Here is a 26,523-nt window from a genome sequence, read left to right on the forward strand (position 1 = left end):
TGGGGGAAAAAAAGCCTAAATGTTGTTTTTTTGATCAACAACAACGGCCCAGGGATAGATGCGCAGCAGCCCGCTGATTTTATTCAGCAAGCTTGATCAGATAGTTAAACACAATAGTATTAGTCATACAAACCAGTATAATGAATAAAATTTTAACTGGATTCGGGATTATTTAAACAATGAAAAAGGCTAGGCGGCGCACTAAGCACACGAGGCACACTAATAAAACCTTAAAACAACGGTTTGTCTCTTATGCTCTGATCGCCTGCTGTGCATTATTTGCTGTCAGTGTATTATTGACCCTGCCTTTACGCTGGTTTAACCCGTTTACAACCGCTTTTATTGTTCAGGAGCCGCTTGAAGAGCAAAAATTGATCCCTTTAAACTGGATCCCTTATGCCGATATTGCCGACAACCTGGCGATTTCTATCGTTGCATCTGAAGATCAGAAATTTCCACATCATTATGGTTTTGATTTTACTGCGCTGTCCAAGGCGTTAAATGAAGACCGAGAGCAAACCCGTGGTGCAAGTACCATTACCCAACAACTGGTGAAAAATATTTATCTGTGGTCCGGACGAAGTTATTTTAGAAAAGGGCTGGAAGCTTATCTTACGGTGCTGATTGAGTGCTTTCTTCCTAAACGCAGAATTCTGGAGATTTATCTTAATGTGGTCGAATTTGCCCCCGGGATTTACGGGATAGGGCGCGCAAGCCGGGAATTGTTTTTCCGCTCGCCCAGTCAAATCAGTGCTCACCAGGCCGCACTTTTAGCGGCGGTCTTACCTAACCCTAAGGGGCTGTCAGCTAAATATCCTTCGCAGTATGTGCTGCAGCGCGCTGCGCAAATCCAGATAGCGGTTAAATCATTAGGGGGACCTGGTTATCTGCGGAACCTCTGATTTGGCTATAAATCCGTTATTGCAGAAAAATAGCCTTTGCTTTGCTTTGATTAGCTTAGCTTTGTTTTGCCTTGCTGAATTTAGCTTAGCCTTGGCCTAAACTATTTTTATAATCCTGATAATCAAAGGAGTTTAACAGCTCAATTTCGCCATCCACACGCTTGTAGTAAATACTGGGCATTTTCAAACCGTTAAACCAATTTAATTTGACCATGGTATAACCGGCAGAATCGAGAATATGTAATTTTTGTCCAATTTGCAGTGCTTCGTCAAATTGTGTCTCACAGAATAGATCGCCCGCTAAACAGGAGCATGATCCTATGATATAGGGAAATTTTCCATCATTAGATGCTTCACCAATCGAGGCCGGTTCATTGTAAATTAGAGTATCTAAACGATGTGCTTCTGTTGCACTGTCGACAATGGCTGTTTTTTTATCATTCTCAACAATATCAATCACGCTAACCACCAGATCCGCGGTGCGGGTAATAATCGCTTCACCGGGCTCTAAATAAAGCTGCAGCTGGTGTTTTTCACTAAAGGCTTTTAACGCCAGACCCAGTTTTTCAATAGGATAATCCGGTGCAGTAAAAAAAATTCCCCCCCCTAAACTCAACCATTTAAGCTGGCTTAGGTATTCTCCAAAGGTCTTTGAAATATGATCCAAAATATCGATAAAAGCATCGGCATCTGTGTTTTCACAGTTCATATGAAACATAAAACCATCAATTTTATCAAGCACAGATAAATCCAGTAAATCCTGTTTGACCCCTAAACGCGAATAGGGGCGGGTTGGATTGGCGAGATCTTGACCGGCAACACTGCGCTCGGGATTAATGCGCAAGCCTAAAGATGCAAAAGGGTCCGCTGCTTCAAAATGGGCATCTAACTGGGTTAATGAATTGAAGATGATTTTGTCCGATAAAGGCGCAACTATATCGATATCTTGTTTAGAATAACCGACGCTGTAGGCATGGGTTTCACCGCCAAAGGTCTGATGGCCTAATTGAACTTCAAAAGGGCCCGAACTGGTGGTGCCGTCTAAATAGGGTTTGATCGTAGCAAAAGTGCCCCAGGTGGAAAAACACTTTAATGCCAGGACTAATTTAGCCCCTGAAATATCTTTAAGCTGTTTGGCTTTTTCAAGATTTTCAATCAGCTTTGTTTCATCGATCATAAAATAAGGGGTGTTTAACTGGTTTTCATTAAAGGGCATAGTGGGGGTCTTTTGGCAGATTAAAATGTAAGGATAAAAATAAAAGCGAAGGTCGAGACCTTCGCTTAAAGTAAGCGGAGTTTAAGCCTCTAACTCTTGTACCTGCCAGGTTAAACCGAGGCGCGGCATAAGATCTAAGAAATCATCCGGATTAAGCTGTTCGACATTATATAAACCGACCTTGTTCCATTTACCCTGAAAATAAAGCAAAGCAGCGGTGATCGCAGGAACGCCTGTGGTATAGGAGATGGCTTGATGCTCAACTTCGATATAAGACTCTTCATGGTCACAGATATTGTAGATAAAGACACTTTTAGGCTGACCGTTTTTCTGCCCGCGTATCCAGGTTCCGATACAGGTTTTACCGGTATAACCGGCTGCAAGGGAAGTAGGATCGGGTAAAATTGCTTTTAATACCTGCAGCGGTTTAACCGTAATACCTTCTGCTGTGGTAATCGGCTCCGGATTTAACAGGCCAATATCACGCATCATATTAAAGTAATTAAGGTAGGTATCAGAGAAACCCATCCAGAATTCGATACGTTTAGCGGGAATATATTGAGCCAAAGAACGCACTTCATCGTGGGCCATTGAATAAACTTTTTGCGGGCCAACCACGGGGAAATCAAATTCCATTACTCGGCTATGGCAGGGAACACTTTTCCACTGCTGATTTTCAAAGTAAAAAGAATCACCTTGAATTTCTAACAAGTTGGTTTCAGGATCGAAGTTGGTGGCAAATTTTTGACCGTGATCACCGGCATTAACGTCCATCACATCAATACTGTCAATTTCATCAAACAGGTGCTTATGCGCATAGGTTGCAAAAACGCTAACCACACCCGGATCAAAACCGGCGCTTAAAATACCGGTAATACCGGCTGCTTTAAAACGTTCGGCAAAGGCCCATTGCGGATCATAGGCTTCAGGCACTTGCTGTCCGGGGCTGCATAAGTCGGTCGCAACCGAAGTATCCAGATAAGCTGTTTTGGTTAAAACACAAGCTTCCATGATAGTGACGTTCACCCAGGGAGGGCCGGCATTGATCAGCAAATCCGGTTTTACTTCATTGATAAGCTTAACCAGTGCATTAAGATCATCGGCATTGACCGTTAGCGCTGTCAATTTTTTAGTGGTGTCTTTAAGGTTGTTACGCCCTTTAATAGAGGTAATAATTTTTTCACATTTAGAAATGGTGCGGGAAGCTAAAGTGATATCACCAAATACATCGTTATGCTGGGCACATTTATGGGCAATAACCCAACCAACGCCACCGGCGCCTATTTGTAATACTGACATTTTAAAGTCCTTGTGGAGTAATCTATGGTTTTCTGTAAGTTAAGTGTTTATTAATTGTTGTGCATGGGTTTGGATTTTTTTAAACAGATCATCAAAATCGTTTAATGTTAAACAGGGGTTTAACAGCGTAAATTTAAGATAAATTTTGCCGTCAACCTTGGTTTCTGCAATCACGGCATCGCCATCGGTTAATAATTGTAAACGTAATCTTTGCTGTAACCGATTAAACTCATTAAGTGATAGCGCACCTTGATATTGGCTGCTTAAGCGAAATAAAACAGTTGATAATAAAGGCTCACAACAGAGCTCAAAATGGCTGTTTTGCTGCACGGATTTTGCCACCGCCTGAGTGAGTTCAACTAACCCATCGTACATTTCGCCCAGAGCCTTAGCACCAACCCCTTTTAAGGTCATAAACATTTTTAGCGCATCAAAACGTTTGGTGGTGGCGATACTTTTATCAACCAGGTTAGGCAGTTCATCACCTTCGCGGTTGAGGTAGTCTGCGTGGTGCAGAAGACTTTTAAAGTTAGTTTTATCTTTGATTAATAAAGCGCCACAACTGATGGTTTGATAGAAGAGTTTATGAAAATCTACACTCACGGAATCTGCTGATTCCATGCCCAGCAGACGGGATTTATGTTTTTGGCTGAGCATTAATGCACCGCCATAGGCGCCATCGATGTGGCACCAGAGCCCCAAATCGTGACTGATTTGTACGATTTTTTGTAAATCATCAATTGCACCGTGATCCGTGGTGCCCGCGGTGGCAACCACCGCCATTGGCAATAAGTCCTGCGCGAGTAAAGCATCGAGGGTATTTTGTAAATCCTCAGTATCCATCTGCCCCTGAACATTGGTTTTAACACAAACCACCGAACGTTCCCCAAGGCCCATTAATGATGCGGATTTTTGAATGGTAAAATGGCTTTTGTTCGAGCAGATAATGCGCAGTTTATTACCGTAATCAGGTAAACCGTCCTGCTGAATATTATGCCCTGAGTGTTTATCTGCAAACCAATCCCGGGCTAATAATAACCCCATCAAATTACTTTGCGTGCCGCCACTGGTGAAAACACCATCGGCTGCATCGCCGAGCGCGTAGGTTTTTACCAGCCAATCAATAATAAACTGCTCGAGGTATGTCGCAGCAGAAGCCTGATCCCATGAGTCCATTGATTGGTTTAATGCCGCAATATAAAATTCAGCGACCACCGACGAGATTAACGGCGGGGTATGAAGATGGGCAATACAATGCGGGTGCTGGACCATGATTGAATTTTTAGCGATCAGGTTATTGGTTTGCTCAATAACCTGCTGCAGCGGTTCAACCTTATCTAAATTGCTGTTATAAATTGCTTCTTTTAACAAATTTGGCGACAAACCGGAATAGGGCTTAGTGCACTGCGCAAACAGTGCATTAATGCTATCAAGGGCCTGTTGGCTTGCTAGCGAAAAGGCTTGGTTGTCGACCCCGGCAACTTGGATAAAGTGCTTTGACCAGGGTGAATTAGCTTGCATCAATGATTTTATCCTGCGTACATAGAATGGCGGCTTTAAGGGTTTCGGCGACAAAGTTAATTTGGGTTTCGCTGATGATTAGAGGTGGTAAAAAGCGTAAAACGGCACCTTTTCGGCCACCTTTTTCAATGATTAAACCACGCTCTAATGCCGCACGCTGAATCAGTGATGTACGCTTAGGATCGCTGACCGGATGACCAAGAGTATCAAATTCACCCGCTTTGACTATTTCAATGCCACACATTAAACCGCGTCCGCGCACTTCTGCAATACAATCTGTTTCGGTTTGAATGTCGCGTAATAAACCGCGCAGCTGCTCACCGCGTTGTTTGGCATTTTCCGTGAGGTTATCACGTTGGATAATTTCCAGTGTTTTTGCACCGCTCGCCATTGCTAACTGGTTGCCGCGGAAAGTACCGGTGTGCTCACCTGAATTCCAGCAATCAAACTTTTTGTTGTATAAAATAATCGACATTGGCATGCCGCCGCCGATTGCTTTGGATAAGATCAGGATATCAGGTTCAATACCGGACTCTTCAAAAGCAAAATTATCTCCGGAACGACCGATACCGCACTGAATTTCATCAAAAATTAACAAAATACCCTGTTCAGTGGTAATGCGGCGCAGTTCCTGTAACCACAAAGCCGGTGCCGGATTAACCCCACCTTCACCCTGAATAGGTTCAACAATAATAGCTGCAGGTTTAGTAATGCCACTTTCATCATCCATTAAAACCGATTCTATATAACGAATACTTTGTTTAACACCTTCCATCCCGCCCATACCAAAGGTACAACGCAAACTGTATGGGAAAGGGAAAAAATGCACATCGGGCATTAATCCGCTACGACGTTTTTTAGCACCGAGGTTACCGGTTAAGGATAACGCACCATTAGTCATACCGTGATAACCACCATGGAAGGAGATCATGGTATTACGTTTAGTATAAAGTTTTGCCAGTTTGATGGATGCTTCCACGGCATCTGCTCCGGAAGGACCACAAAATTGAATGCGCGCATTTTTAGCAAAATTAGCGGGTAAAAACTGCATCACCGTTTTAATGAATTTGTCTTTCGCCGGCGTGGTAATATCCAATGTTTGATAAGGCACACCCTGATTGAGTTGTGCTATCATCACTTGATTGATTTCGGCATGGTTGTATCCAAGGGGCAAAGCACCCGCACCTGCAAGACAATCTAAATAAATCTGGCCTTTGGTATCTTCAATAATAACACCGCGACTATTTTTAATCGCAAGCGGCAAACGACGCGGATATGAACGCACTTCTGATTCATAATGTTCCTGGCTTAAAAGAACATTGTCAGGTGTCAAATTATATAATTCGTTCAATACTGGGATTTCTTGATCGTTTGAGAAAGTTGTTTCAGGCGTCAAATTCAGGACGTTTTGCATAACGGGATCCTTAAATATTTTAAAGTGCTTCATAAAATGGAGCTAAAGTGATTGTACTCACTTTTAGAAAATGAGAGTGATACTTGGGGTTAACCGCTTAAATCACGGTTCAGTTAGGGAGTTTAAATAGGTATGGTATGAAGCGTGATGGGCAGCATAACCAATAAAAAATAGGGCTGTCGCGTGGTTAAGTAAGGTTGATAGATACATTTAATTACGCTCCTATTATTATTTTCAGCTGTACTGAATGTTGTGTTAAAACCCGCAGAAATAGATTTTTTTACGTGTTAGGGCGCGCATTTTATCATCGTTTTTTTTGCTGGCAAGTGTAAAAAACAGAGTATCTAACTTTTTTTTGTTAGATACTGATTTTAATATTAAAATTAAGTGTAAAAATTATATTTTCAGCGGCAAAGTAAAGCATTGCCGGAAAATATTTTGGGATACTCTTCTCACATTTAAAAATGTTATGCTGAGAGTCTGACTTATTTAGCCATTAATTAGTGGTGCGGCTGTTAACTGAAAAAAGATTGCGTTAACATCTTGGAAATAATGAGTATTAATTTTTGTTTTTGAAGGCAATAGATGTGACCAATAATAAACAAGTTTTAGTGATCGATGATGATCAGGCAATACGTGAACTGTTAGCGGAATATTTATCAAAGAATAACTTTGATGTCATTACCGCAGAAGACGGCCGAGAAATGGATGACCAGCTAGCAAACCATCAACCCGATTTAATTATACTGGATATTATGCTACCCGGTGATGACGGTTTTATCCTTTGCCAAAGAATCCGCCAGACGTCCCACGTGCCGATCATTATGTTAACGGCTAACTCTGATGAAATGGACCGCGTTTTAGGCCTGGAAATTGGTGCCGATGATTATATTGCTAAACCCTTCAGCCCCCGCGAGTTACTGGCACGTATTAAAGCCTTATTAAGACGCACACAGTTTTCCACTGAGGAAAATAAAACGTCTGTAAAAGCGCGTTATTTACTGTTTTCAAACTGGAAGCTTGATACTAAACAGCATACTTTAATCGATCAGCATAATGAGGAAATATCATTAACCGGTGCCGATTTTCAATTGCTCAATCTGTTTTTAGAAAACACCAACAGCGCTATTTCAAGAGATCAGATTTGCCAGGCCTTGCATGGCCGGGATGCTTTTGCTAATGAGCGCGGTATTGATGTCCATGTAAGCCGCCTGCGTCAGTGTTTAAAGGATGACGCTAAATCACCCAAAATCATCAAAACGATCCGCGGAGCCGGCTACGTCTTTATTGCCGATGTCAGTGAAAAAAATTAATATTTTCAGCCGTGCAGGTTTAGGGGCTGTTTATCTTTGCGGATTATTTTGCCAACGGTTGGTCAGTTTTTTATACAAGACAGCACTTATGTCCTGTTGTCATCCTACATAAACAGGCCCTATCTATGATGGTTTATTTGCGTTTATTGTTCAGATCATTAGTCTCTCGAATGTTATTGCTGACCATGTTATCGGTTATCGTCGCACAGGCGATGAGCAGTTTTTTTTGGGTAAATCAGTTTGCTGAAAGTGAAGAAAAATCGGTGCTTTTAAATGCTAATAATTTAGCTGAAAATGCCCTAAGCACTATTTCGTTTTTTCAAGACCTACCTCTGCAATACCGTTATTTAGCGCTACAGCAACTTCGAGATTTAGGCGGTAGCCGTTTTTTTGTGTCATTAAATAACGAACTAATCAATATCAAGCCGATCGCCGACAGTGTTTTAAAAAATGATATTATAAAAACCGTTGAGGATGTGCTTCGGCGACGAATTTCAACGCAAAAAAAGTTACAAATAGAATTTTCACATCCCGATGATTTGCATGTATTGAAAAATGATGTTTTATTAAAAGATTTGCCACCTTCCTGGGGCGCCTATTCTTTGATTATTCCTTCCGTTAAACCTCCGGTGTTAGTGATGCAAGTGGAAGTGGCAGAGAATGAATGGCTTTATCTGGCGGCCATTTTACCGCCTCCTTATCTGCTTTCACAAAACTCAATTATATCAACTCAACAGATCATTACGCTGGTATTTACTACCTGCATTTTACTGGTATTCATCTGTTTATTCTTTTTTTGGCAAACCCGCCCCCTTAAGCAGTTAGCCCTTGCCGTTGCTGAAATGAGTATTGATTTATACCAGAAACCCATCGAAGAAGAGGGTGCTTCGGAAATAGTGACTGCAACCCGTGCATTTAATCGCATGCAGCAAAAATTACAACGTTATATACAAGATCGCGAAGTGTTATTTCGATCTATTTCCCATGATCTAAAAACCCCCATTACGCGCTTAAGATTACGTGTGGAATTACTGGATAATGAAAAGCAGATAGTCGCCTTTAATCACGATTTGGACGATCTGGAAATGTTGGTTAAGGGCGCACTACAAACGGTCAAAGATACCGATATTCATGAAAATATCCAATCAGTTGATGTGCTTAAACTATTGGATCAGATCAGCAGTTCACAACCGGATAATATAAAGATTATTGCCGGGGAAATTAAACCTTATCGCGGTAAGTCTCTGGCATTAAAACGCTGCCTTTCTAATTTAATCGATAATGGTGTTAAGTATGGCCACTCAGTAAAGGTTTATCTGACTGACAGTGATGAAAGTCTGCAGTTGTTAATTCAAGATAATGGTCCGGGTATTCCGGCTAAAGAGCTTCAGGACATATTTACACCCTATCGCCGTTTACATGATGATCAGCAGGGTTATGGACTTGGCCTGGGCATTTCACGTAATATTATTCATGCACATAACGGTCAGTTACATCTTATTAATCGCGATGAAGGAGGGTTAGAGGTGATCATCACCTTACCAAGAATTTACAAGTCTAATTTATGATAAAGCGGGATGCTGTATGAAATGTTTAACCTTACTGCTGGCGCTGTTATGTATTGCTAATGTTTATGCGTCTGACATAGAGGTGCTTCACTGGTGGACAGCTAAGGGAGAGACTGAAGCACAAGCCATACTTGAAAAGGCGTTGCTTGAGGAAAATATAAAATGGAATAATTTTGCGATTGTCGGTGAAGGCGGGGAAAGTGCTGTTCGAGTATTGCATATGCGCGCACTTTCGGGGAATCCACCCGATGTCGCACAAATCAAAGGTCCTGATATTGGCGAGTGGACAAGAATTGGCATGCTTGAGGAGATCGGGCAGATTACGGATACCAGCTTGTGGCCACAAATTCTGCCCCAAATCGTTCGCGAGACGGTGACCGTTGACGGCAAATATATGGCCGTCCCGATTAATATTCACCGCGTTAATTGGTTATGGCTTAATAAAGCCATTTTTGATCAATTGTCCCTTCCTGTACCGACAACCTGGGATAGTTTTTTCGATATTGCGGATAAAATAAAGGCGGCGGGTTATATCGCCATCGCACATGGTGGTACCGACTGGCAGGATGCGCTGCTATTTGAATCCATGGCACTGTCTTTATTAGGGGCTGAAAAGTATAAACAAGCCTTTGTTGAGCATGATAAGGCGGTTTTAACTTCACCGGAAATGATCCATGTGTTTGAGCAATTTAAACGCTTACATCAATATACGGATAGTAGTATGCGCGGAAAAGATTGGTATCAGGCGAGCCAGCTTATTAGTAACAATAAGGCCGGTATGCAGTTCATGGGCGACTGGGCAAAGGGCATGTGGAATGCTCAGGGGAAAACAGCGATGGTGGATTACATCTGCGTCGATGTCCCTGAAAGTAAGGGACTTTTTAGTTACAATATCGACAGCTTTGTATTCTTTGAAAAAAACGGGTCAAAAACGCCGCGGGAAATACAACGGGGCTTTGCTGATACCTTGTTAAGCGAGAAATTTCAAGCCGATTTTAATCTTGCCAAGGGTTCAATTCCCGTGAGAAAAGGCATCAATATGGTTAAATTTGATCAATGCTCGCATAAATCTTTCGCCGACTTTAATTCTGGCGAATTGGTCCCTTCTTTTACTCAAAATTTAGCCAGCACCAGCTATCTGCAAAATATTATGATCAAAATAATAAGCAACTATTTTAATAACCCTGCTGCAGATGCAACCAATACGGTCAACTATCTGTCACTGGCAATTAGAGCAATCAAGGAGTAATTTCGAGCACCCCGGAACGCTTTAAAGAAGGCCATAATGCAAGAATGCCCGGACCGCCGACAGCCGACAGCTAACAGCCGATCGATCGAGATTAATTATGTTGGGATAATAGTCTTTTAGGGGTATAATACGCCCCATTTTATTCTTCTATTACACCGTGAGATCCTATATGTTAAGTTATTTTATCCCTACTGCTAAAGGGTTGGCCCCTCTGCTTGAAGTCGAGCTGAAAGAGATGGGTATTGAAAATCCGCAACAGATGAATGGTGGCGTGAAATTCGAGGGCACCTTAGAGCAAGGGTATAAAGTTTGTTTATGGTCTCGTTTTGCCTCAAGAGTATTATTAAAACTCAGTGAATTCAAAGTATTGGATTCAATGGATTTGTATTTAGGCTGCAGCAACATTCCCTGGGAAACGCATTTTGATGTTGATAAAACATTCTCTATCGACTTTTCCGGTACCAACGAGGAAATTCGTAATACCCAGTTTGGTGCGTTGAAAATTAAAGATGCCATTGTGGATCGTTTCCGTAAACACTTTGATGAGCGTCCAAATGTTCAAAAACGCGATGCAGATATTCGTTTTAACGGCCGTTTATGGAAAGACAAAGCAACGATTTATTTAGACCTTTCGGGTTCGCCGCTGCACCTTCGTGGTTACCGTACTATCGCAGGTGAAGCGCCTCTGCGTGAAACCTTAGCGGCCGGTATTATTAAACGCAGTGGTTGGCAGGGTGAGGCATTTTTAGATCCCATGTGTGGTTCAGGTACTCTGGTTATTGAAGCGGCCATGATGGCGTTAAATATCGCACCGGGTTCATTGCGTGAAACCTTTGGTTTTGAAAAATGGAAAAAACACGATCAGGAATGCTGGCAAACCCTTAAAACATCCGCTCAAGTTTATGGCCGTCGCGCGGTTAATCAGTGTGAAACACGTTTTTACGGCTCTGATTTAAGCAAAGATATGATTGAAATAGCGCGCAAAAATGCACAACGGGCAGGGGTTGCTGAAGTCATTGAATTTTCTGTGACCGATGCTAAAAAGGTATTACCACCCGAAGAGTTGGAAACCGGAATGCTGATAACTAACCCTCCCTACGGAGAACGTTTAGGCAGTTTCAGTGATACCATCACACTTTATACTGAGCTTGGTTTTCATTTTAAAGATGCCTTTGCCGGTTGGAATTTATCTATGTTTGCCATGGACACTGAACTATTAAGTTGTTTAGGAATGCGTGCCGGTAAAAGTTTTAAATTCTTTAATGGCCCGATTGAATGTGTGCTTAAGAATTACCGTATTTCACCAAAACGTAGCGCTGAAGTCGTTGAACCTGTCGCGCTAGCGACTCCGGCCAAGACCAATACAAGCAGCCCGGAGCCTATCAACCCCTGGACCATGGGGCAAAATGAAAAAGGCGTTGAAGCCGCCGTCGAGAATGAGTCTGAGCTGATTTTTAAAGAGGTTCAACAAATCAAACCGGCTATTTATGCTGAAGGGTTTGCTAACCGTTTACTTAAAAATCTGAAACAACTGGAAAAATGGGCAAAACGCGAAGGAATTGAATGTTACCGTTTATACGATGCCGATTTGCCTGAATATAACGTTGCCATTGACCGTTATGCTGAATATATCATTATTCAAGAATACCGTGCTCCCAAAGAGATTGAGACACAAAAAGTACGCCGCCGCTTTCTAGATGTTGTCTCAACGGTACGCTACGTATTAAACCTGCCCGATGATAAGCTGGTTATTAAAGTACGTGAGCGTCAGAAAGGGCGTCAGCAATACGAAAAACTCGATACCAAAAAACAGTCATTAGTGGTTCATGAAGGACAGGCTAAACTGCTGGTTAATCTGCAGGATTATTTAGATACCGGGCTGTTTCTAGACCATCGTCCGACTCGTTTGCTGATTGGCAAAATGGCTAAAAATAAAGATTTTTTAAATCTCTTTTGTTATACGGCAACCGCTTCCGTGCATGCGGCATTGGGCGGCGCTAAATCCACCACCAGCGTTGATATGTCTAAAACCTATCTGGCCTGGGGCGAAGATAACTTTGCAGAAAACGGCATTGAAGGTAAACATGAGTTTATCCAGCAGGACTGTATCAAATGGCTGCAGCATGCCCATGACATGTATGATCTTATTTTTATCGATCCGCCGACCTTCTCAAATTCTAAACGTATGAGTGATGTGTTTGACGTGCAGGAGGATCATGTTGCACTGTTAACCTCTGCCAGTGAGCGTTTAAATGCTCAGGGTGAAATTATTTTTTCAAATAATAAACGTGGTTTTAAATTAGACGTTGATGCTGTTAAAGCATTGGGTTTTTACGTGAAAGATATCAGTCAGTCCTCGATACCGGAAGACTTTAAACGTAACAGCAAAATTCATCAGTGCTGGATTCTAACCAAGCATACCCTTTAAGATAACTAATGGCGCAAAAGCATTTGTTATTATATTTTACCGATGGCTGTCATTTATGTGATGATGCACAGCGATTATTGCAGCAGACATCGGTCTCATATTCAAAAGTCGATATTATCGATGACCCGCAGTTAGTGGCGTTATACGGTTACAGTATTCCGGTTATTCAAAGTGAAAACGGCAATACTATTAACTGGCCATTTGATTTGCAGCAGTTAAACGATTTTATCAACCTTCATCTTTAATTAAAAAGAGTAGTTTAGTGGCATTATTAACGTTACACAACGCAGAGCTCGCCTTTGGTGATCACCCATTATTAAATAAATCCAACCTGGTTATTGAACCTAATGAACGTGTTTGTTTGGTTGGGCGTAATGGCGCAGGTAAATCAACCCTATTAAAAGTATTAGACGGTCGTATTCAACTTGAAGATGGCACCTTATTGATCAATACCGATGTTAAAGTTGCACGTCTGGAACAGGATCCACCCACAGCCAGTACCCTGAGTGCCTATGATTTTGTGGCTTCGGGTATGGAAAATGCAGGTGAAATATTAAAAGCATATCATCACCAACTGCATGTTATTGCAGAAGACTGCAGTGAAAAACAGCTAAATAAACTGCAAAGGCTGCAGGAGCAAATCGACCAGTTGGATGCCTGGCAGTTAGACAGTAAAATCAATCAAATATTAGATCGTTTGGCAATCGACCCCGAGTCAACGCTGGATCAGTTATCCGGAGGGTGGTTACGTAAAGTCGCTTTAGCCAAAGCATTGGTGAATGACCCTGACCTATTGCTGCTTGATGAGCCAACCAATCACCTCGACGTCGGTACCATCGAGTGGTTAGAGGAATTTTTGCTCAGTTTTCAGGGCGCGATTATCTTTATCAGCCACGACAGGGAATTTATTCGCCGTTTATCAACCCGTATTATTGATATTGACCGTGGTAATTTAAGCTCCTGGCCAGGCGGTTACGATGAGTATTTAATCGCCAAAGAAGAAGCATTACGCGTTGAAGAAGAGCAGAATTCTGAATTCGATCGTAAATTGGCGATTGAAGAAAAATGGATCCGTCAGGGTATAAAAGCCCGTCGTACCCGTAATGAAGGCCGTGTTCGTGTGCTTAAATCACTGCGTAATGAACGCGCAGATCGTCAAAATGTGATGGGTAAAGCGAAAATTAATATCGATGCCGGCACACGTTCCGGGAAAATTATTTTCGAAGCCGAGCATGTGGCTTACAGTTATGATGAGTTATGTATCGTCCGTGATTTCTCCTGCGCGATTATGCGCGGTGACAAAATTGCATTAGTCGGCCGAAATGGCTGTGGCAAGAGTACCTTGCTTAAATTATTACTGAACCAATTACAGCCCGATGCAGGCGAAATAAAGTGCGGTACTAAGCTTGATGTTGCTTACTTTGACCAATACCGGGGTGAATTAAATCCTGAAAAATCGGTAATGGATAACCTCGCTGAAGGTAAGCAGGAAGTTGAAGTGAATGGTATTAAACGCCATGTATTAGGTTATTTGCAAGATTTCTTGTTCCACCCCGAGCGCGCCAGAACACCGGTAAAAGCATTATCGGGTGGTGAAAAAAATCGTCTGTTACTTGCCAAAATTTTCTTAAAACCCAGTAATTTATTAATTCTCGATGAACCTACCAACGATCTCGATGTCGAAACGCTGGAGTTATTAGAAGAGCTGTTAGCCAATTATAAGGGAACCTTATTATTGGTCAGCCATGACCGTAGTTTTGTTGATAATACCGTCACTAATACCTGGTTCTTTGACGGTAATGGTAATGTACAACAGTTTGTCGGTGGTTATAGTGACGCTATGCGCCATAAAACGCAAAGTGAAGTACCCGCTCAACCTGTGGTTAGCCACGTCAAAGCGCAAGTTAAAAAAGAGAAGGCGCCTGTAAAAGCGGCCGCCAAGAAAAAATTATCCTACAAATTACAACTTGAGCTGGATGGTTTACCGCGTTTACTGGAAGAGCTGGAAGAAAAGGTAGAAAGTTTTCAGGCAACGATCAATACGCCGGAATTTTTTACCAAAGACAAAACAGAAGCAGATGCTTTTTTAGCACAACTTGCGCAGGCCGAAGAGCAGCTTGAAAAAACATTTATGCGTTGGGAAGAGTTAGAAGGACTGCAAAATGGAGAAAACAGTTAAATGAGATATAAACTACCCCTGACCGGATTGGCATTATTACTGTCGGCGAACAGTTGGGCCGGAGACCCTTATTTTAGTACCGAAATAATCAGTGTTACTGCAGACGATGCCAGCTATGGACCGTATCCTTCTGCCATGTCGGACGATGGTACTTTTCTCGGTACCTATTCCATGAAGACCTCCTTATCAAGAGAGATAGACCTTGGTTTGCCGTTCACTTTTAACCGCGCTTGTCAGTATGATGATGCGTTTTGTGAAGTTGAGTTTTCCGGCTCAGAAACCTACGGTGATTTAAGTTATGACAATGCTTCTCAGGCATGGCGTAATGCACAATCCGATGCTGAAGATAGCTCATATGGTACTTATATGATGGGCAATAGTGTCGTTGATGGTTACAGTACGGAAGAGCTGCCCTATGATTTAGGATATTATACAACAGATATCAAAGTGACAGATGTCACGGGAGACAGTGGCGAGAGTCAATTTGTTGTCGGTTATTCTTCGGCACCTTACTCTTCTTATGAACGGGATTTTGTTCGCCGTGCATTTTTCAAATACCAGGGCAGTGATGAGGTTACTTCACTATTACCTGAATTTTATACTGATACTGGTGATGACGATGCTTCTGACGCCAACGGCGGCTTCAGCAGTGCCTATAAGATTAAAGAAGTTACCATTGACAGCGTTACAAAAACCTTAGTAGTGGGTTCCGGCAGTATTTCACTTCCTGAAGATGATGACAGCGATGATGTGCAGGAATATTTCCAGAACTGTTTTTTCAGTGATGAAGATGACGAAACTTCTACTATTAATGAACTAGTGTATTGTCCTGGTTTTGATACTCAGGCCTGGGCTTGGGATGTGACCGATTTAACAGATACAACTCAAGATATCGAGGGTTTTGAACTTGCAAGTGAATGGCTTGATGATAATGATGATAATGACGGTTCCGATGCGACATACAGTGCCAGCGCGCTAGATATAAATGCATCGGGTATTGCTGTCGGCGTTTCCACTTTTGAATATAGCTCTGCAGCGACGGGGGCTCGCCAGCGTGCTATTATTATGACGCCTTATAGCGATGCCGATGGCGATGACTCCTATGATACCGGTGATACTGTTACTTATGATACCGATGGTAATCCTGATTATGGCGCACCGATAGAATTAACCGATGCAGCTCGGGATATTGAAGACGCAAGTGATGAAGGTGATACGATTTACAATACATGGGCTATCGCGATTACAGACACTAATATTGTTATCGGTAACCGTGAATATAACGTTGCAAAATCGGTGAATAAACCCACTGAGTTTTTTATTTATGATATTGATAATGACAGCATTAGTTTTCCATTGGAAGATAAAAAAGTATTAACAACTGAGCAGCGATTGGCTGGTGACAGCAGTGCTAAAACTGGTGCGAATAGCCAAGCCTATGATATTAATGAATCAGGCTTGATTGTCGGTAAGGTTGATGACTATGATCAAACTGATCCCGTCACCGGAGGAAGTCCGCGAATCCAAGCTGCCTTTTTATATGATAATGATTCAGGTGACAGCTGGTACATTAATGATCTTATTTGTAGCGAAGATACTGATGGTGTTGTCACCTCTCCGTACTATAAAATTCGTAGTGCGAGGGTGATTAGCGATATGGATGCCGATGGTCTCTATTATGTATTAGCTGAAGGATGGCAATATAACAACGCTTCAGATTACACCAATGAAACTAATTCAACTGAAATAATGTTGAAATTAACCCGTAATACCGCCGTTAGTTCACCCGACGACAGTCCGAACTGTTGGGATTCAGACTTGATGGATACAGATGATTCCTATGAGCGCTCCGGTGCGGCAAGTTTCTGGTTGTGGATTTTTGCACTGCCGGTATTATTGATTCGCCGCTTTATTAAATAAAAATACGGTTAATTAAATCTGCAAAGCACTTCAGGATATTGAATCCTGAAGTGCTTTTTGCATTAAAAAAGCAGTGTTTATTATCTAAATCTTAACTGTTCTTGATTGATCGCCGCTAACATTTCCCCGGTTGTTTTAATGGTTCGCACCTGTTGCAGAAAAACAGCTGCCTGCGGATGTTGTGATTTTATAAACATTAACCATTGTTTAATGCGGCTGGGTAAATATTTTTCCTGATCGCCGTGGGTTTGGATAAACAGGTATTTTTCCACTATATTCAAAATCTCTGACCAGCTATTAGGGGATTCAATGCCTTTAATCGCCTGCGCCAAGTTGGGTGTTGCAAGAGCTCCCCGGCCGATCATTAACCTTTCACAACCGCTTATCTCCATACAACGCTTGGCATCATCAACAGAGAAAATATCACCATTGGCTGTCACGGGAATAGTAATTGCATCTTTGATTTTAGCTATCCAATGCCAGTGGGCGGGGGGGCGGTAACCTTCCAACTTAGTGCGGGCATGCACGGTAAGTTCATTGGCTCCGGCGGCCTCGATCGCCTGTGCATTTTCAACCGCCAAGGATTTATCTTCATAACCCAGTCGTATTTTGACACTGAGCGTCTGAAATGCGGGCACCGCTTTACGCACCTCACTGACAATTTCATACAGGGTTTGCGGTGATTTAAGTAAAACGGCACCCCCTTTGTTTTTATTAACGGTTTTTGCAGGACAACCAAAATTAAGATCAATACCATCGGAGCCAATGCTGATGGCTTTATGTGCATTCTGTGCTAAACAGTGCGGATTTTGACCTAACAATTGAATGCGTACCGGGGTGCCGGAGGCTGTTTTACTGTCGTTATACAGTTCCGGACTAAGACGGCGGTATACTCTTGCCGGTAGCTGCAAGTCAATGACGCGAATAAATTCGGTAATGCACAGATCATAACCGCCCAGTGCCGTTAATAATTGACGCATATGGTGATCCATTACGCCCTCCATCGGGGCAAGTGTTATGTGCATCTGCTCAGTCTCTTATTGAAAAAGCGGCAGTATACCTGAGTCTGATTATTTATGTGATAAATAAGATATCTCCGCAATACTTAAAACAAAGCGCATCAAATACAAAACTAGATCTTAATTTTTAATGTTGTAGGTCAATTAAAGACAATAAAACAGTCCTAAATTCCCTGTTTTTCACTCACATTGATGAATATATGCCAGCAATGCTTGCACATAGCCAGACAACTAATTACCCTTAGCCTATCGGTTTTTAAAAAGAGTTTACATAATGACATCAGCTGTATTAGAAGAGATAAAAAATAGTATAAAAAGTATTCCAGATTATCCGATTCCGGGTATTATATTTCGTGATGTCACCAGTCTGATTGAAAATGGTCCTGCATTTTCTGCCACCATTAACTTATTAGTCGCACGTTATAAAGATCAAAATATTGCCAAAGTAGTTGGTACCGAAGCGCGCGGTTTTATTTTTGGTGCTCCCTTAGCGGCCGCTATCGGGGCAGGTTTTGTCCCTGTCCGTAAACCGGGCAAGTTACCCCGAACCACGGTTCATGAAGATTATGAACTTGAATATGGCAGTGACACATTGCATATCCACAGCGATGCGATTAAAGAGGGAGAAAGAGTATTATTAGTGGATGACCTTTTAGCAACGGGCGGCACAGCAGAAGCCTCTGTTAAATTAATTCAGCGTTCCGGCGGGGTTGTTATTGAGTCGGTTTTTGTGATTGAACTGCCAGCATTAAAAGGCGCCGCAAAACTGCACGCACTTAATGTTCCGCATTTTTCTCTAGTCGAATTTGAAGGCGAGTAATTTTTGTGAGTTATCAAGTTTTAGCACGAAAATGGCGACCAGGTAATTTTCAGGAAGTTGTCGGCCAGCAACATGTGTTGACCGCTTTATCTAATAGTTTGGCGCAAAATAAATTACACCATGCTTATCTGTTTAGTGGCACCCGCGGTGTTGGTAAAACCACCATTGCCCGCATTTTGGCAAAAAGTCTTAATTGTGAAAAGGGGGTTACGGCAACTCCCTGCGGCACATGTGTCAACTGCCAGGCGATTGACCAGGGGCGTTTTGTTGATCTATTAGAAATAGACGCAGCTTCCCGTACCAAGGTCGATGATACGCGTGAAATGCTTGATAATGTGCAATACAAACCTGCGCAGGGGCGTTATAAAGTTTATCTTATTGACGAAGTACACATGCTTTCCAAGCACAGTTTTAATGCGTTGCTGAAAACATTAGAAGAACCGCCTGAATATGTGAAGTTTTTATTAGCCACCACAGATCCGCAAAAATTACCCATCACGGTATTATCACGCTGCTTACAATTTCACTTAAAAACAATTTTGCCGCAGGAAATTGAAACGCAATTAGCTTATATTCTGGGTCAGGAGCAGGCGACCTTTGAACATGCTGCTCTGACTGTTATTGCCACGGCGGCAGAAGGCAGTATGCGCGATGCCTTAAGCTTGACTGACCAGGCTCTCGCTTTTGGCTCCGGTCATATTGAATACCAGTCCGTATTAAAGATGCTCGGCTCTATTGACAACAACCATCTGCATTATTTACTGCACTTTATTGCTTCCGGAAATGTTCCAAAAGTCTTTCAAAAAATAGAAGAATTTGTGCACCTGGGGGCCGATTTTGCCATGCTACACCAAACCTTAGCCAGTTTGTGTCATGAAATTGCTCTGTTACAGATGCAGCCTAAACAAAATGTAACCCAAAAATCAGCAGTACAATTATTAGCCGAACGTTTAAGCCCTGAAGAGGTACAGCTTTATTATCAAATTGCCGTACAGGGCTATAAAGATTACACCTTTGCACCTAATGGTAAAATTGCTTTTGAGATGACTGTGATGCGTTTGCTGGCCTTTAAACCTGCAAATTATATCAGTTTGGATGAGCAGCAACTTGGTAATCTGAATAAGCCGGCAGTAAGCGACGCGGTAAAAAGTCATATTGCACCACCTTCGCAATCGCTCAAACCCGAAGAAACAGCACAACCTCTTCCTGTTACAGACAATTTGCAGCAACATAGCGGTGCGCCACAAATAGCGCCGCAGACAGAGCCTATACCCGATGCCGTTCAGCCTGCATCTCCCACTATTGAACCAATACAGCAATCACCCGCGCCTTTGGCGCCATCTGAAATTGCAAGGCAGCAAGCGCCGCAGCAGGATCAAGCTGCACCGACAGCTGAAAAAATAGCACCTGCTACGCAGGGTAACTCTCGAAATATGTTGCGCAGTCATAGATTAAAACGGGAAGAGGCAAAAAAGCACCAGGCGACAACCAATGATCAAACAGCCTCAGTTGTCGCATCCGGGGTGGAAAATAAAGAAAATTTAAAAGCTGATAAGCCGCAGATTGCTAAAGAGATGTACAGTGCCAAAGAGATGCACAGTACGCCAGAACTTCAACCGCCAGTGGATTCTCACATTGCGAATACGGATAATAGATTAGCAACAGCGAAAAGTGGTCGAGACGATGGGGAGATGATTCCCCTTGAATCCTATCAACAGGATCAGTTCGCACCACACAGTGACTATCAGGAACAGCCCGATGATGATTTCAGTCAAACTTTCAGTGCTGATTATGCTGAAAGTCGCGCACCGGAAAATGACCTGCACAATAAGACAACTCAAAGTCAGTCTGCTGTTGCTGCAATAGATAAAAGTGGCGCTAGCTTGGCGGATAATATCTTTATTAATGAAGACATCGAACAAGCTGAAATTGATCAAAGCAAATTTGTGGAAGATAAAATAACCGATCCCTGGGCATTAGCTATTCAGAAAATGCAGTTAGTCGGTTTAGTTAAATTATTAGCCAAAAATAGCGTCATGAAAATAGTTGATCAGCAAATTGTATTGACCTTAAAACCTGAACAACAACACTTACTTAATAACAATCAATTATGCACCCAATTAGAAACACAATTAAAAACTCATTTTGGGGCTAAAATGAGTATGTATATAGAAGTTGGCCATGTCACCGGCAAGTTAACCGCCGTTGAGTCGGAACTGGTTATTTATCAAAGCTGTTTGGATAATGCAAAAATAGCGATTAAAGAAGATCAAAACATTCTAACTTTTGTCAGTGAATACGGTGCCAAGGTCTATGAAAATAGCATCATACCGCTATAATCTGATATTATATTTTTACGTTAATCTACCAAAAAGAGAATAGAGATGTTTAATAAAGAAGGCATGGGTGATTTAATGAAAAAAGCCCAAGAGATGCAGGACAATATGAAAAAAGCACAAGCTGAAATTGCCAATACAGAAGTGATTGGTGAATCTGGTGCAGGTTTGGTTAAAATCACACTGCTGGGCAATCACAATGTTCGTAAAGTTGACATTGATGCGAGCCTGATGGAAGACGATAAAGAGATGCTTGAAGATCTTATTGCGGCGGCAATGAATGATGCGGTCCGCCGTGTTGAAGAAGTCAATAAAAGTAAAATGAGCGGTGTGTCGGGTGGTATGGAATTACCGCCTGGTTTTAAAATGCCATTCTAGTTCTTCTTATTAAAAACCACTGATGATTTATCGTTGTAGATGGTGACACAGGGACAAGTCTTTCTGTTGTTCCCTGTACATCTGATCCAGATTAGCGGGCTGATTAAGCCCCTTTATTTTGCCTTTTACGATGTTTCGTTAAAATGACCAAGAGCAGTCTTTGCCTCGATAGCTATAACATCATTCCTGCAACGTTTTTGCATTGCTTTAATAAACTAAATACGCATGTATAAATACATAACCTCAAAATACTGCCGAACACTAGCACAGCTCAAGTGCATCTAAGTTTCTTCTATTTTATAATGATCAAATTACTCACACATAATTCGAGCTATCTCTTTTTTCTTCATTGCCTCAATTTCTGCGAGCAGCTTTTTCTCATTGTATTTGATGAAATACAGGCCCGCTGTTGCACATAAAACAAAACCGACCACGCCACTCAAGCGAATGCCTAAATCATCACCTTGATCCTTTCCTAAAGAGGTTAGCATAGCAAAAACCAATACCCCAAAGGTTTGCCCAAATTTCTGCATTAAGGTTCTTGCAGCAAAATACATTCCTTCTTGTTTGACACCTGTTTTCAGAGCATCGTGTTCGGCAATATCAGCCAATACAGCATTGGGTAAAATACCAACAAAGGCCAATGGTATGGCATAAAAAATAATCAGCAGGTAAGCTTGAGTATCGTTAGGAATTGGCAGATTACCGAGAAAATAATTCATAAGAAAAATGATGCTCATGAATAAAAAAGAGATGACGATAAGAATTTTTTTACCAGTCTTTTTAGCAAGCAGATTGACAATGGGGTAAAACAAAAAAGAGATAACGACCATCAGGGGTAACAACAAAGCCATCATGCTTCCAGGTAATGCAAGTAGTACAGTAATGTAATATAACAAACCGGTCATCATAATGGTTAATCCCATAAAGTAAGAGAAATCAGCCACTACATAATAAATAAAATTTTGATTCTCGAATGTTCGTTTTACAGCTTCCATAAGTGGAACGTCACTAGGAATACTCCTGCAGTACTTTTTCTCATCAATGAAAATGACCGGCACCATCATGCAGAGCATTGCCAGAAAAGCTACAAAAGCGATGGCTATTTGAGTCAATTGTATCGGATCGGATATGCCTAGGAGATCCTTAAAGACTCCAGCAAAGACTGGAACTTGCGAAGCAACGACAATCCCCAATGCATAGGTGATTGAAATCCAAGTGGATAAGTTTAGTTTTTCATTGGAAGTGTGTCCCAATTCCGGTATTAAAGCGAAATAAGGGGTGACATAAACGGTTAAAAACAGATAAAACAATATTTGAGTGAAGAACAACCAAGCCACATTTATCCAACCTGCATCTTGACTGATGGGAATAAAAATTAAAACACAAAATAAAGCCGCAGGAAAAGCGCCGGCTTTTAAAAATGGAATTCTACGACCTTTGTCGCTTTTCCAATTGTCACTTAAATTGGCAATCCAAGGATCTGTAATAGCGTCAAATAAACGACCACTAGCCGCTAATAGGGTTAATGTATTTAATACAACTAAAAAAACCATTTGTGGAATAAATGACTTTAAACCGGAATCGGCAGGTGGAATATAAAAGTAAACCAATTGTAGATTGACAATATTGATCAGTATCGACCAGCCAAGTTGGCCAATCGAATAAGCGAATTGCTTGCTTCCTGGAAGTTTCTCTACTTGGTTCATGTAATCTCGCCCTATTGATTCTGATAATTTTTATATTCAGTATATGAACTCAGGCACGTCCAATGTCGATTCGCTCTTTTCTGTAAACAAACCCTAATCAAACATCCCTGTTTTCTATTGCTGTTATTGTAGCGCGCTAAATTAATGTAAATATGAATCTTGTTCACGTTTTTGCGTATGATCACTTTTTATTAAAAGTTCAACAAGGGACTCAAGTCTGACAGCTAGTACTACGTGACCTCAGTGTAACTCGCTGTCGCTTAAGCAATGACATCAAGCTGCTTTTGTAGCAATCGCCATTGTTTAACGGATTATGAGCGCCGTTTAAATAAAATTTCCGACGGAAAAGGGGGGAATTGTATTGTAAGTTATTGATTTTTATTTTTTGATAAGTACTGGCTGTGGTACTGCTTTAGAGAGGAGTCATAATTTGAGGTACAGATTTATTAGCTGGTCAGGTAAGAGGTTTTAATATGATTATTTCTAATAGGGAATAAACAATGCATATTTCTTGTTAGATGAGATCAAATACCCTGCAATGGAATTAAACCAAAGCCTGTTTTTCGGCTATGTCTTAGATTCAAAGAATAAGTGCATTAAGTAAATTATTTTGTCGATAACCATCAGCTGTTTTTATCCACATCATTCATTGATTTTTACTTTAACAGGACTGCTTGTTAAAAAATGAAAAATATCTATACCACCAATACCACCTTCCTTTACACCCCAGTAAAATCAAAGGCTATAGCCGGTATAGGTGCTTATATACAGGTGAATCACTTACTTTGAACATACCACCTAAAAAATACCGACTGAAAGTCGTCCAATGAATCCGCAGACAACTCATATTATTGTGGGAAAATTTACGTGTTACTTTTTTATGTTGCAAGAGTAGATAACACCTTAGGATGTTCATTCAATTTTTTAATGTATTTGGATCGCTCGGGGAGGCGCGGGTTGATTATCGCTATTTAAAAAATAATATGGTCGGACGAAGGATCAACCCTTAAATTTAGATTAACCAAAATCTACTTAGCTTTTATCATAAGGTTGTTTATCCGGAAAAATTATAAAACCGTTTGGTGGTATGTTGATTGAAGCCGAGGTTGGTAGCTCATCATGGCAATTCCAGTGTGCTTCAATATGACCGTAAATTCCAACTGGAGAATGAGCTTCATTATCATAGGCATCACTATTAAATATTTCTTTCCAAGAACCTGCGCTTGGAAAACCAAGTTTATAATGATACCTGGCGTTTTCATTCAAAGACACTACTACAACAAGGTCTTCGCCGACATTTGCAATCCAGCGTTGAAAAGCAATTAAGCGTTCATCATTGTGCGTGTGAAAAATATTGGTGCTAAGAGATAAATATCTGAATTTCGTAGCTTCATTATTATGAAAAAGATGTAAATATTAAGTTATGAACTAAAGTATTTTTAGATCTAATGAAAAATGACGTTTATTCTACCTATCCTCTTATGAGGTTTTATAGGAGGTCATGCATGTACAAGGTTAATTTTTACAAGGGCAATTACGCAACACGTCAAAGTAAGGCAAACACCGATAAGGCAGTCGCCTATGTCGAACATCACTTTAACAGCAGTTCTTCCAACACCGCCAGCTACGCGGTTGTCGTGACGGGTTCTAATGCATCGCCCACGAGCAAGAACTGGGGTCGTTGGTACGCCAAGGCAGTCGCCACATTTTTCGGAACTCAGGTTGCGGGCGATAGCGGCATACTGGTCGGTGGTTGGAACGGCCGCGGTGACGGCAACTTGAAGCATACCAAAATGCCGGCCATCCTGCTTGAGCCACTGTTCGCGAGCAATCCTCAGCATGCGGATATTATCCGTAGCGAGAGAGGGCAAACCGATCTGGCACGAATCCTTGTCGAGAGCATTCAACGGTTTTTCCCGAATGGCGGGCTGATAGCCTTCAGCGTTGGTCACAAGTACAAGGAAAGCAATGCGAACGATCGCGGAGCTGATCTCGCAGGTGGCGGTAGCGAGGCAGACTATGCTGAGAAGGTCCTGGACAAAGCTGCGGTTATGTTGGAGGCTATTGATAGGATCGGCATGGCCAGAACAATCCGTGTGATTCACGACGACAAAGTTGTGTTCGAGACCGAGGTGGACGTGGATGCCCTAGTCGTTTGGGATCCCCAACGCGGTTTATTGAACATCCCAGAATGAAGGGGTATATCGCAACTGAGTGGTGCTTTGTGAGCGGACGGGCAAAGTGTCTTCTATCTACCAGGGTCTCAAAGACGTTTTATTGTCTGTTCGCTGTCATCCTCGTCCTGGTTGCGATAGGCGGTTGTGCTGACCCCCAGTCACCCCATGAAGGTAAACCCTTCAGCCGATTCAACGTCTATTTTAATAACGACGATTTTGCCAATCGCTCGATGGTATGCGATGCGGTATTCGCGGTTTCGAGATCATCCCCGTCGACCACCAATGGAGCTGCCGCCGCACTTGAGGCTTTGTTTAAAGGGCCTACCGCTGAGGAGCGTTCCCAAGGCTATCGATCCTATTTTTCGGTACGCACTGCAGGGCTGTTGAAACGACTGAAGATCAAAGCTGGAATTGCGTACATCGACCTGCATGACAGACGTCAGGAACTTACGGGCGCCACTTCCAGTTGTGGGAGTGCGGAGTTTTTCACACAAATCCAGAGAACTCTGGAGCAGTTTCCGACCATTGAGCGGATCCTATTCGCAATCGAGGGACAGCCAAGAGTCTTCTACGACTGGATGGATTTCGAGTGCGATCAAACCAACGACAATTGCGACCCGACTCCCTTCATGAAGTGGTAGGAAAAAATTCAACAAGCTGCTAAAAGAATATTCTTCTGTTATTTTTCAAAGTCCGAGCGTGTAGCCACTTTCCAATAATGCGCATTATATTCTTAGTTTTGCATATTTGGCCTTCAGTGTTGTGAATCTTCTCGACTTTTCCGTTTACCAGTCACGTGCTGCACTTCTTATGGTCTCTGCCGATTCTCTCATAACTGCTAACGCCATCGTCTGTGCTGCCGTTTTTCCAAGTTCATGAAACAGGTCCAGAGTGAGAACATGATTTTCCTCGATACGAACGCGTCCATTACCATATCTCCTGATCCAACGGCTTAAATATGTTGTACTGAGTTACTGCAGGCTCGCTCTTATCTGACGTTTCTATTCGTCGGCCTACCGTTTTACTATCCGGCTTTCTCCAAACACCACTTAATGATGATGCTCTTGTCATTTTT

The 26,523-nt window shown here is 42.0% G+C and carries 20 protein-coding genes; 13 read left to right on the forward strand and 7 right to left on the reverse strand.

What is annotated here, in order from left to right:
• Positions 1-179: 179 nt before the first annotated feature.
• Complete coding sequence (gene mtgA, locus ACJAZP_RS06445) at positions 180-902, forward strand: monofunctional biosynthetic peptidoglycan transglycosylase (RefSeq protein WP_415229918.1); 723 nt, start codon at positions 180-182, stop codon at positions 900-902.
• Between the two features lie 85 nt (positions 903-987).
• On the opposite strand, the gene nspC is transcribed toward mtgA, so the two are convergent.
• The 4 genes from nspC to ACJAZP_RS06465 all read right to left on the reverse strand — a co-directional run bounded on the left by nspC (position 988) and on the right by ACJAZP_RS06465 (position 6,352).
• On the reverse strand, positions 988-2,118 hold the full coding sequence (gene nspC / locus ACJAZP_RS06450) for a carboxynorspermidine decarboxylase (RefSeq protein ID WP_415229919.1): 1,131 nt from the start codon (positions 2,116-2,118) through the stop codon (positions 988-990).
• A gap of 81 nt (positions 2,119-2,199) precedes the next feature.
• Positions 2,200-3,417, reverse strand: a complete 1,218-nt coding sequence (locus ACJAZP_RS06455; RefSeq protein ID WP_415229920.1) for a carboxynorspermidine synthase — start codon at positions 3,415-3,417, stop codon at positions 2,200-2,202.
• Between the two features lie 39 nt (positions 3,418-3,456).
• Positions 3,457-4,938: a pyridoxal phosphate-dependent decarboxylase family protein gene (locus ACJAZP_RS06460; protein WP_415229921.1), complete on the reverse strand. Its 1,482-nt coding sequence runs from the start codon at positions 4,936-4,938 to the stop codon at positions 3,457-3,459.
• Complete coding sequence (locus ACJAZP_RS06465; protein ID WP_415229922.1) at positions 4,928-6,352, reverse strand: diaminobutyrate--2-oxoglutarate transaminase family protein; 1,425 nt, start codon at positions 6,350-6,352, stop codon at positions 4,928-4,930. Before ACJAZP_RS06465 ends, ACJAZP_RS06460 begins: the two co-directional genes overlap by 11 nt.
• 587 nt (positions 6,353-6,939) lie before the next feature.
• Between ACJAZP_RS06465 and ACJAZP_RS06470 the strand changes: the two genes are divergently transcribed.
• From ACJAZP_RS06470 to ACJAZP_RS06500, 7 genes are all read left to right on the forward strand, one after another.
• Positions 6,940-7,665: a response regulator gene (locus ACJAZP_RS06470; protein ID WP_415229923.1), complete on the forward strand. Its 726-nt coding sequence runs from the start codon at positions 6,940-6,942 to the stop codon at positions 7,663-7,665.
• A gap of 125 nt (positions 7,666-7,790) precedes the next feature.
• Positions 7,791-9,233 (forward strand): ATP-binding protein, encoded by a 1,443-nt coding sequence (locus ACJAZP_RS06475; RefSeq protein WP_415229924.1) that lies wholly within the window; start codon positions 7,791-7,793, stop codon positions 9,231-9,233.
• Between the two features lie 16 nt (positions 9,234-9,249).
• Positions 9,250-10,482 carry an ABC transporter substrate-binding protein gene (locus tag ACJAZP_RS06480; protein WP_415229925.1) on the forward strand — a complete coding sequence of 411 codons (1,233 nt, stop codon included), beginning with the start codon at positions 9,250-9,252 and terminating at the stop codon, positions 10,480-10,482.
• 169 nt (positions 10,483-10,651) lie between these two features.
• A complete protein-coding gene (rlmKL, locus tag ACJAZP_RS06485; RefSeq protein WP_415229926.1) occupies positions 10,652-12,910 on the forward strand; it encodes a bifunctional 23S rRNA (guanine(2069)-N(7))-methyltransferase RlmK/23S rRNA (guanine(2445)-N(2))-methyltransferase RlmL in 2,259 nt (752 codons plus the stop codon).
• An 8-nt stretch (positions 12,911-12,918) separates the two neighbouring features.
• On the forward strand, positions 12,919-13,155 hold the full coding sequence (locus tag ACJAZP_RS06490; protein WP_415229927.1) for a glutaredoxin family protein: 237 nt from the start codon (positions 12,919-12,921) through the stop codon (positions 13,153-13,155).
• Between the two features lie 17 nt (positions 13,156-13,172).
• Positions 13,173-15,089: an ABC transporter ATP-binding protein gene (locus ACJAZP_RS06495; protein ID WP_415229928.1), complete on the forward strand. Its 1,917-nt coding sequence runs from the start codon at positions 13,173-13,175 to the stop codon at positions 15,087-15,089.
• On the forward strand, positions 15,090-17,009 hold the full coding sequence (locus ACJAZP_RS06500; protein ID WP_415229929.1) for a DUF3466 family protein: 1,920 nt from the start codon (positions 15,090-15,092) through the stop codon (positions 17,007-17,009).
• Positions 17,010-17,089: 80 nt separating this feature from the next.
• Here ACJAZP_RS06500 and ACJAZP_RS06505 read toward each other — a convergent pair whose 3' ends face one another.
• Positions 17,090-18,034 (reverse strand): tRNA-dihydrouridine synthase, encoded by a 945-nt coding sequence (locus tag ACJAZP_RS06505; protein ID WP_415229930.1) that lies wholly within the window; start codon positions 18,032-18,034, stop codon positions 17,090-17,092.
• A 268-nt stretch (positions 18,035-18,302) separates the two neighbouring features.
• Between ACJAZP_RS06505 and apt the strand changes: the two genes are divergently transcribed.
• Genes apt through ACJAZP_RS06520 form a run of 3 tightly spaced genes read left to right on the forward strand, consistent with a single transcriptional unit; the run spans position 18,303 to position 21,562 of the window.
• Positions 18,303-18,848 (forward strand): adenine phosphoribosyltransferase, encoded by a 546-nt coding sequence (apt, locus tag ACJAZP_RS06510; protein ID WP_415229931.1) that lies wholly within the window; start codon positions 18,303-18,305, stop codon positions 18,846-18,848.
• Positions 18,849-18,853: 5 nt separating this feature from the next.
• A complete protein-coding gene (gene dnaX, locus ACJAZP_RS06515; RefSeq protein ID WP_415229932.1) occupies positions 18,854-21,187 on the forward strand; it encodes a DNA polymerase III subunit gamma/tau in 2,334 nt (777 codons plus the stop codon).
• 45 nt (positions 21,188-21,232) lie between these two features.
• A complete protein-coding gene (locus ACJAZP_RS06520) occupies positions 21,233-21,562 on the forward strand; it encodes a YbaB/EbfC family nucleoid-associated protein (RefSeq protein ID WP_415229933.1) in 330 nt (109 codons plus the stop codon).
• A 311-nt stretch (positions 21,563-21,873) separates the two neighbouring features.
• On the opposite strand, the gene ACJAZP_RS06525 is transcribed toward ACJAZP_RS06520, so the two are convergent.
• Both ACJAZP_RS06525 and ACJAZP_RS06530 read right to left on the reverse strand, forming a co-directional pair.
• Positions 21,874-23,271: an MFS transporter gene (locus ACJAZP_RS06525; RefSeq protein ID WP_415229934.1), complete on the reverse strand. Its 1,398-nt coding sequence runs from the start codon at positions 23,269-23,271 to the stop codon at positions 21,874-21,876.
• A gap of 1,032 nt (positions 23,272-24,303) precedes the next feature.
• The gene (locus tag ACJAZP_RS06530) at positions 24,304-24,624 is read right to left on the reverse strand and encodes an alpha amylase C-terminal domain-containing protein (protein ID WP_415229957.1); all 321 of its coding nucleotides are present in this window, start codon (positions 24,622-24,624) and stop codon (positions 24,304-24,306) included.
• A 152-nt stretch (positions 24,625-24,776) separates the two neighbouring features.
• Between ACJAZP_RS06530 and ACJAZP_RS06535 the strand changes: the two genes are divergently transcribed.
• Together ACJAZP_RS06535 and ACJAZP_RS06540 are read left to right on the forward strand one after the other, a co-directional pair.
• The gene (locus ACJAZP_RS06535) at positions 24,777-25,466 is read left to right on the forward strand and encodes an N-acetylmuramoyl-L-alanine amidase (protein ID WP_415229935.1); all 690 of its coding nucleotides are present in this window, start codon (positions 24,777-24,779) and stop codon (positions 25,464-25,466) included.
• Positions 25,463-26,089: a GerMN domain-containing protein gene (locus ACJAZP_RS06540; protein WP_415229936.1), complete on the forward strand. Its 627-nt coding sequence runs from the start codon at positions 25,463-25,465 to the stop codon at positions 26,087-26,089. Before ACJAZP_RS06535 ends, ACJAZP_RS06540 begins: the two co-directional genes overlap by 4 nt.
• Positions 26,090-26,523 lie beyond the last annotated feature (434 nt).

This window comes from Psychromonas sp. (genome assembly GCF_047632955.1).
Lineage (GTDB): Bacteria > Pseudomonadota > Gammaproteobacteria > Enterobacterales > Psychromonadaceae > Psychromonas.

Bases quoted from the DNA above. Each gene is read 5' to 3' on its own strand.
- mtgA (WP_415229918.1), top strand. From the start codon at position 180: ATGAAAAAGGCTAGGCGGCGCACTAAGCACACGAGGCACACTAATAAA.
- nspC (WP_415229919.1), bottom strand. From the start codon at position 2,118: ATGCCCTTTAATGAAAACCAGTTAAACACCCCTTATTTTATGATCGAT.
- ACJAZP_RS06455 (WP_415229920.1), bottom strand. From the start codon at position 3,417: ATGTCAGTATTACAAATAGGCGCCGGTGGCGTTGGTTGGGTTATTGCC.
- ACJAZP_RS06460 (WP_415229921.1), bottom strand. From the start codon at position 4,938: ATGCAAGCTAATTCACCCTGGTCAAAGCACTTTATCCAAGTTGCCGGG.
- ACJAZP_RS06465 (WP_415229922.1), bottom strand. From the start codon at position 6,352: ATGCAAAACGTCCTGAATTTGACGCCTGAAACAACTTTCTCAAACGAT.
- ACJAZP_RS06475 (WP_415229924.1), top strand. From the start codon at position 7,791: ATGATGGTTTATTTGCGTTTATTGTTCAGATCATTAGTCTCTCGAATG.
- ACJAZP_RS06480 (WP_415229925.1), top strand. From the start codon at position 9,250: ATGAAATGTTTAACCTTACTGCTGGCGCTGTTATGTATTGCTAATGTT.
- rlmKL (WP_415229926.1), top strand. From the start codon at position 10,652: ATGTTAAGTTATTTTATCCCTACTGCTAAAGGGTTGGCCCCTCTGCTT.
- ACJAZP_RS06490 (WP_415229927.1), top strand. From the start codon at position 12,919: ATGGCGCAAAAGCATTTGTTATTATATTTTACCGATGGCTGTCATTTA.
- ACJAZP_RS06500 (WP_415229929.1), top strand. From the start codon at position 15,090: ATGAGATATAAACTACCCCTGACCGGATTGGCATTATTACTGTCGGCG.
- ACJAZP_RS06505 (WP_415229930.1), bottom strand. From the start codon at position 18,034: ATGCACATAACACTTGCCCCGATGGAGGGCGTAATGGATCACCATATG.
- apt (WP_415229931.1), top strand. From the start codon at position 18,303: ATGACATCAGCTGTATTAGAAGAGATAAAAAATAGTATAAAAAGTATT.
- ACJAZP_RS06520 (WP_415229933.1), top strand. From the start codon at position 21,233: ATGTTTAATAAAGAAGGCATGGGTGATTTAATGAAAAAAGCCCAAGAG.
- ACJAZP_RS06525 (WP_415229934.1), bottom strand. From the start codon at position 23,271: ATGAACCAAGTAGAGAAACTTCCAGGAAGCAAGCAATTCGCTTATTCG.
- ACJAZP_RS06535 (WP_415229935.1), top strand. From the start codon at position 24,777: ATGTACAAGGTTAATTTTTACAAGGGCAATTACGCAACACGTCAAAGT.
- ACJAZP_RS06540 (WP_415229936.1), top strand. From the start codon at position 25,463: ATGAAGGGGTATATCGCAACTGAGTGGTGCTTTGTGAGCGGACGGGCA.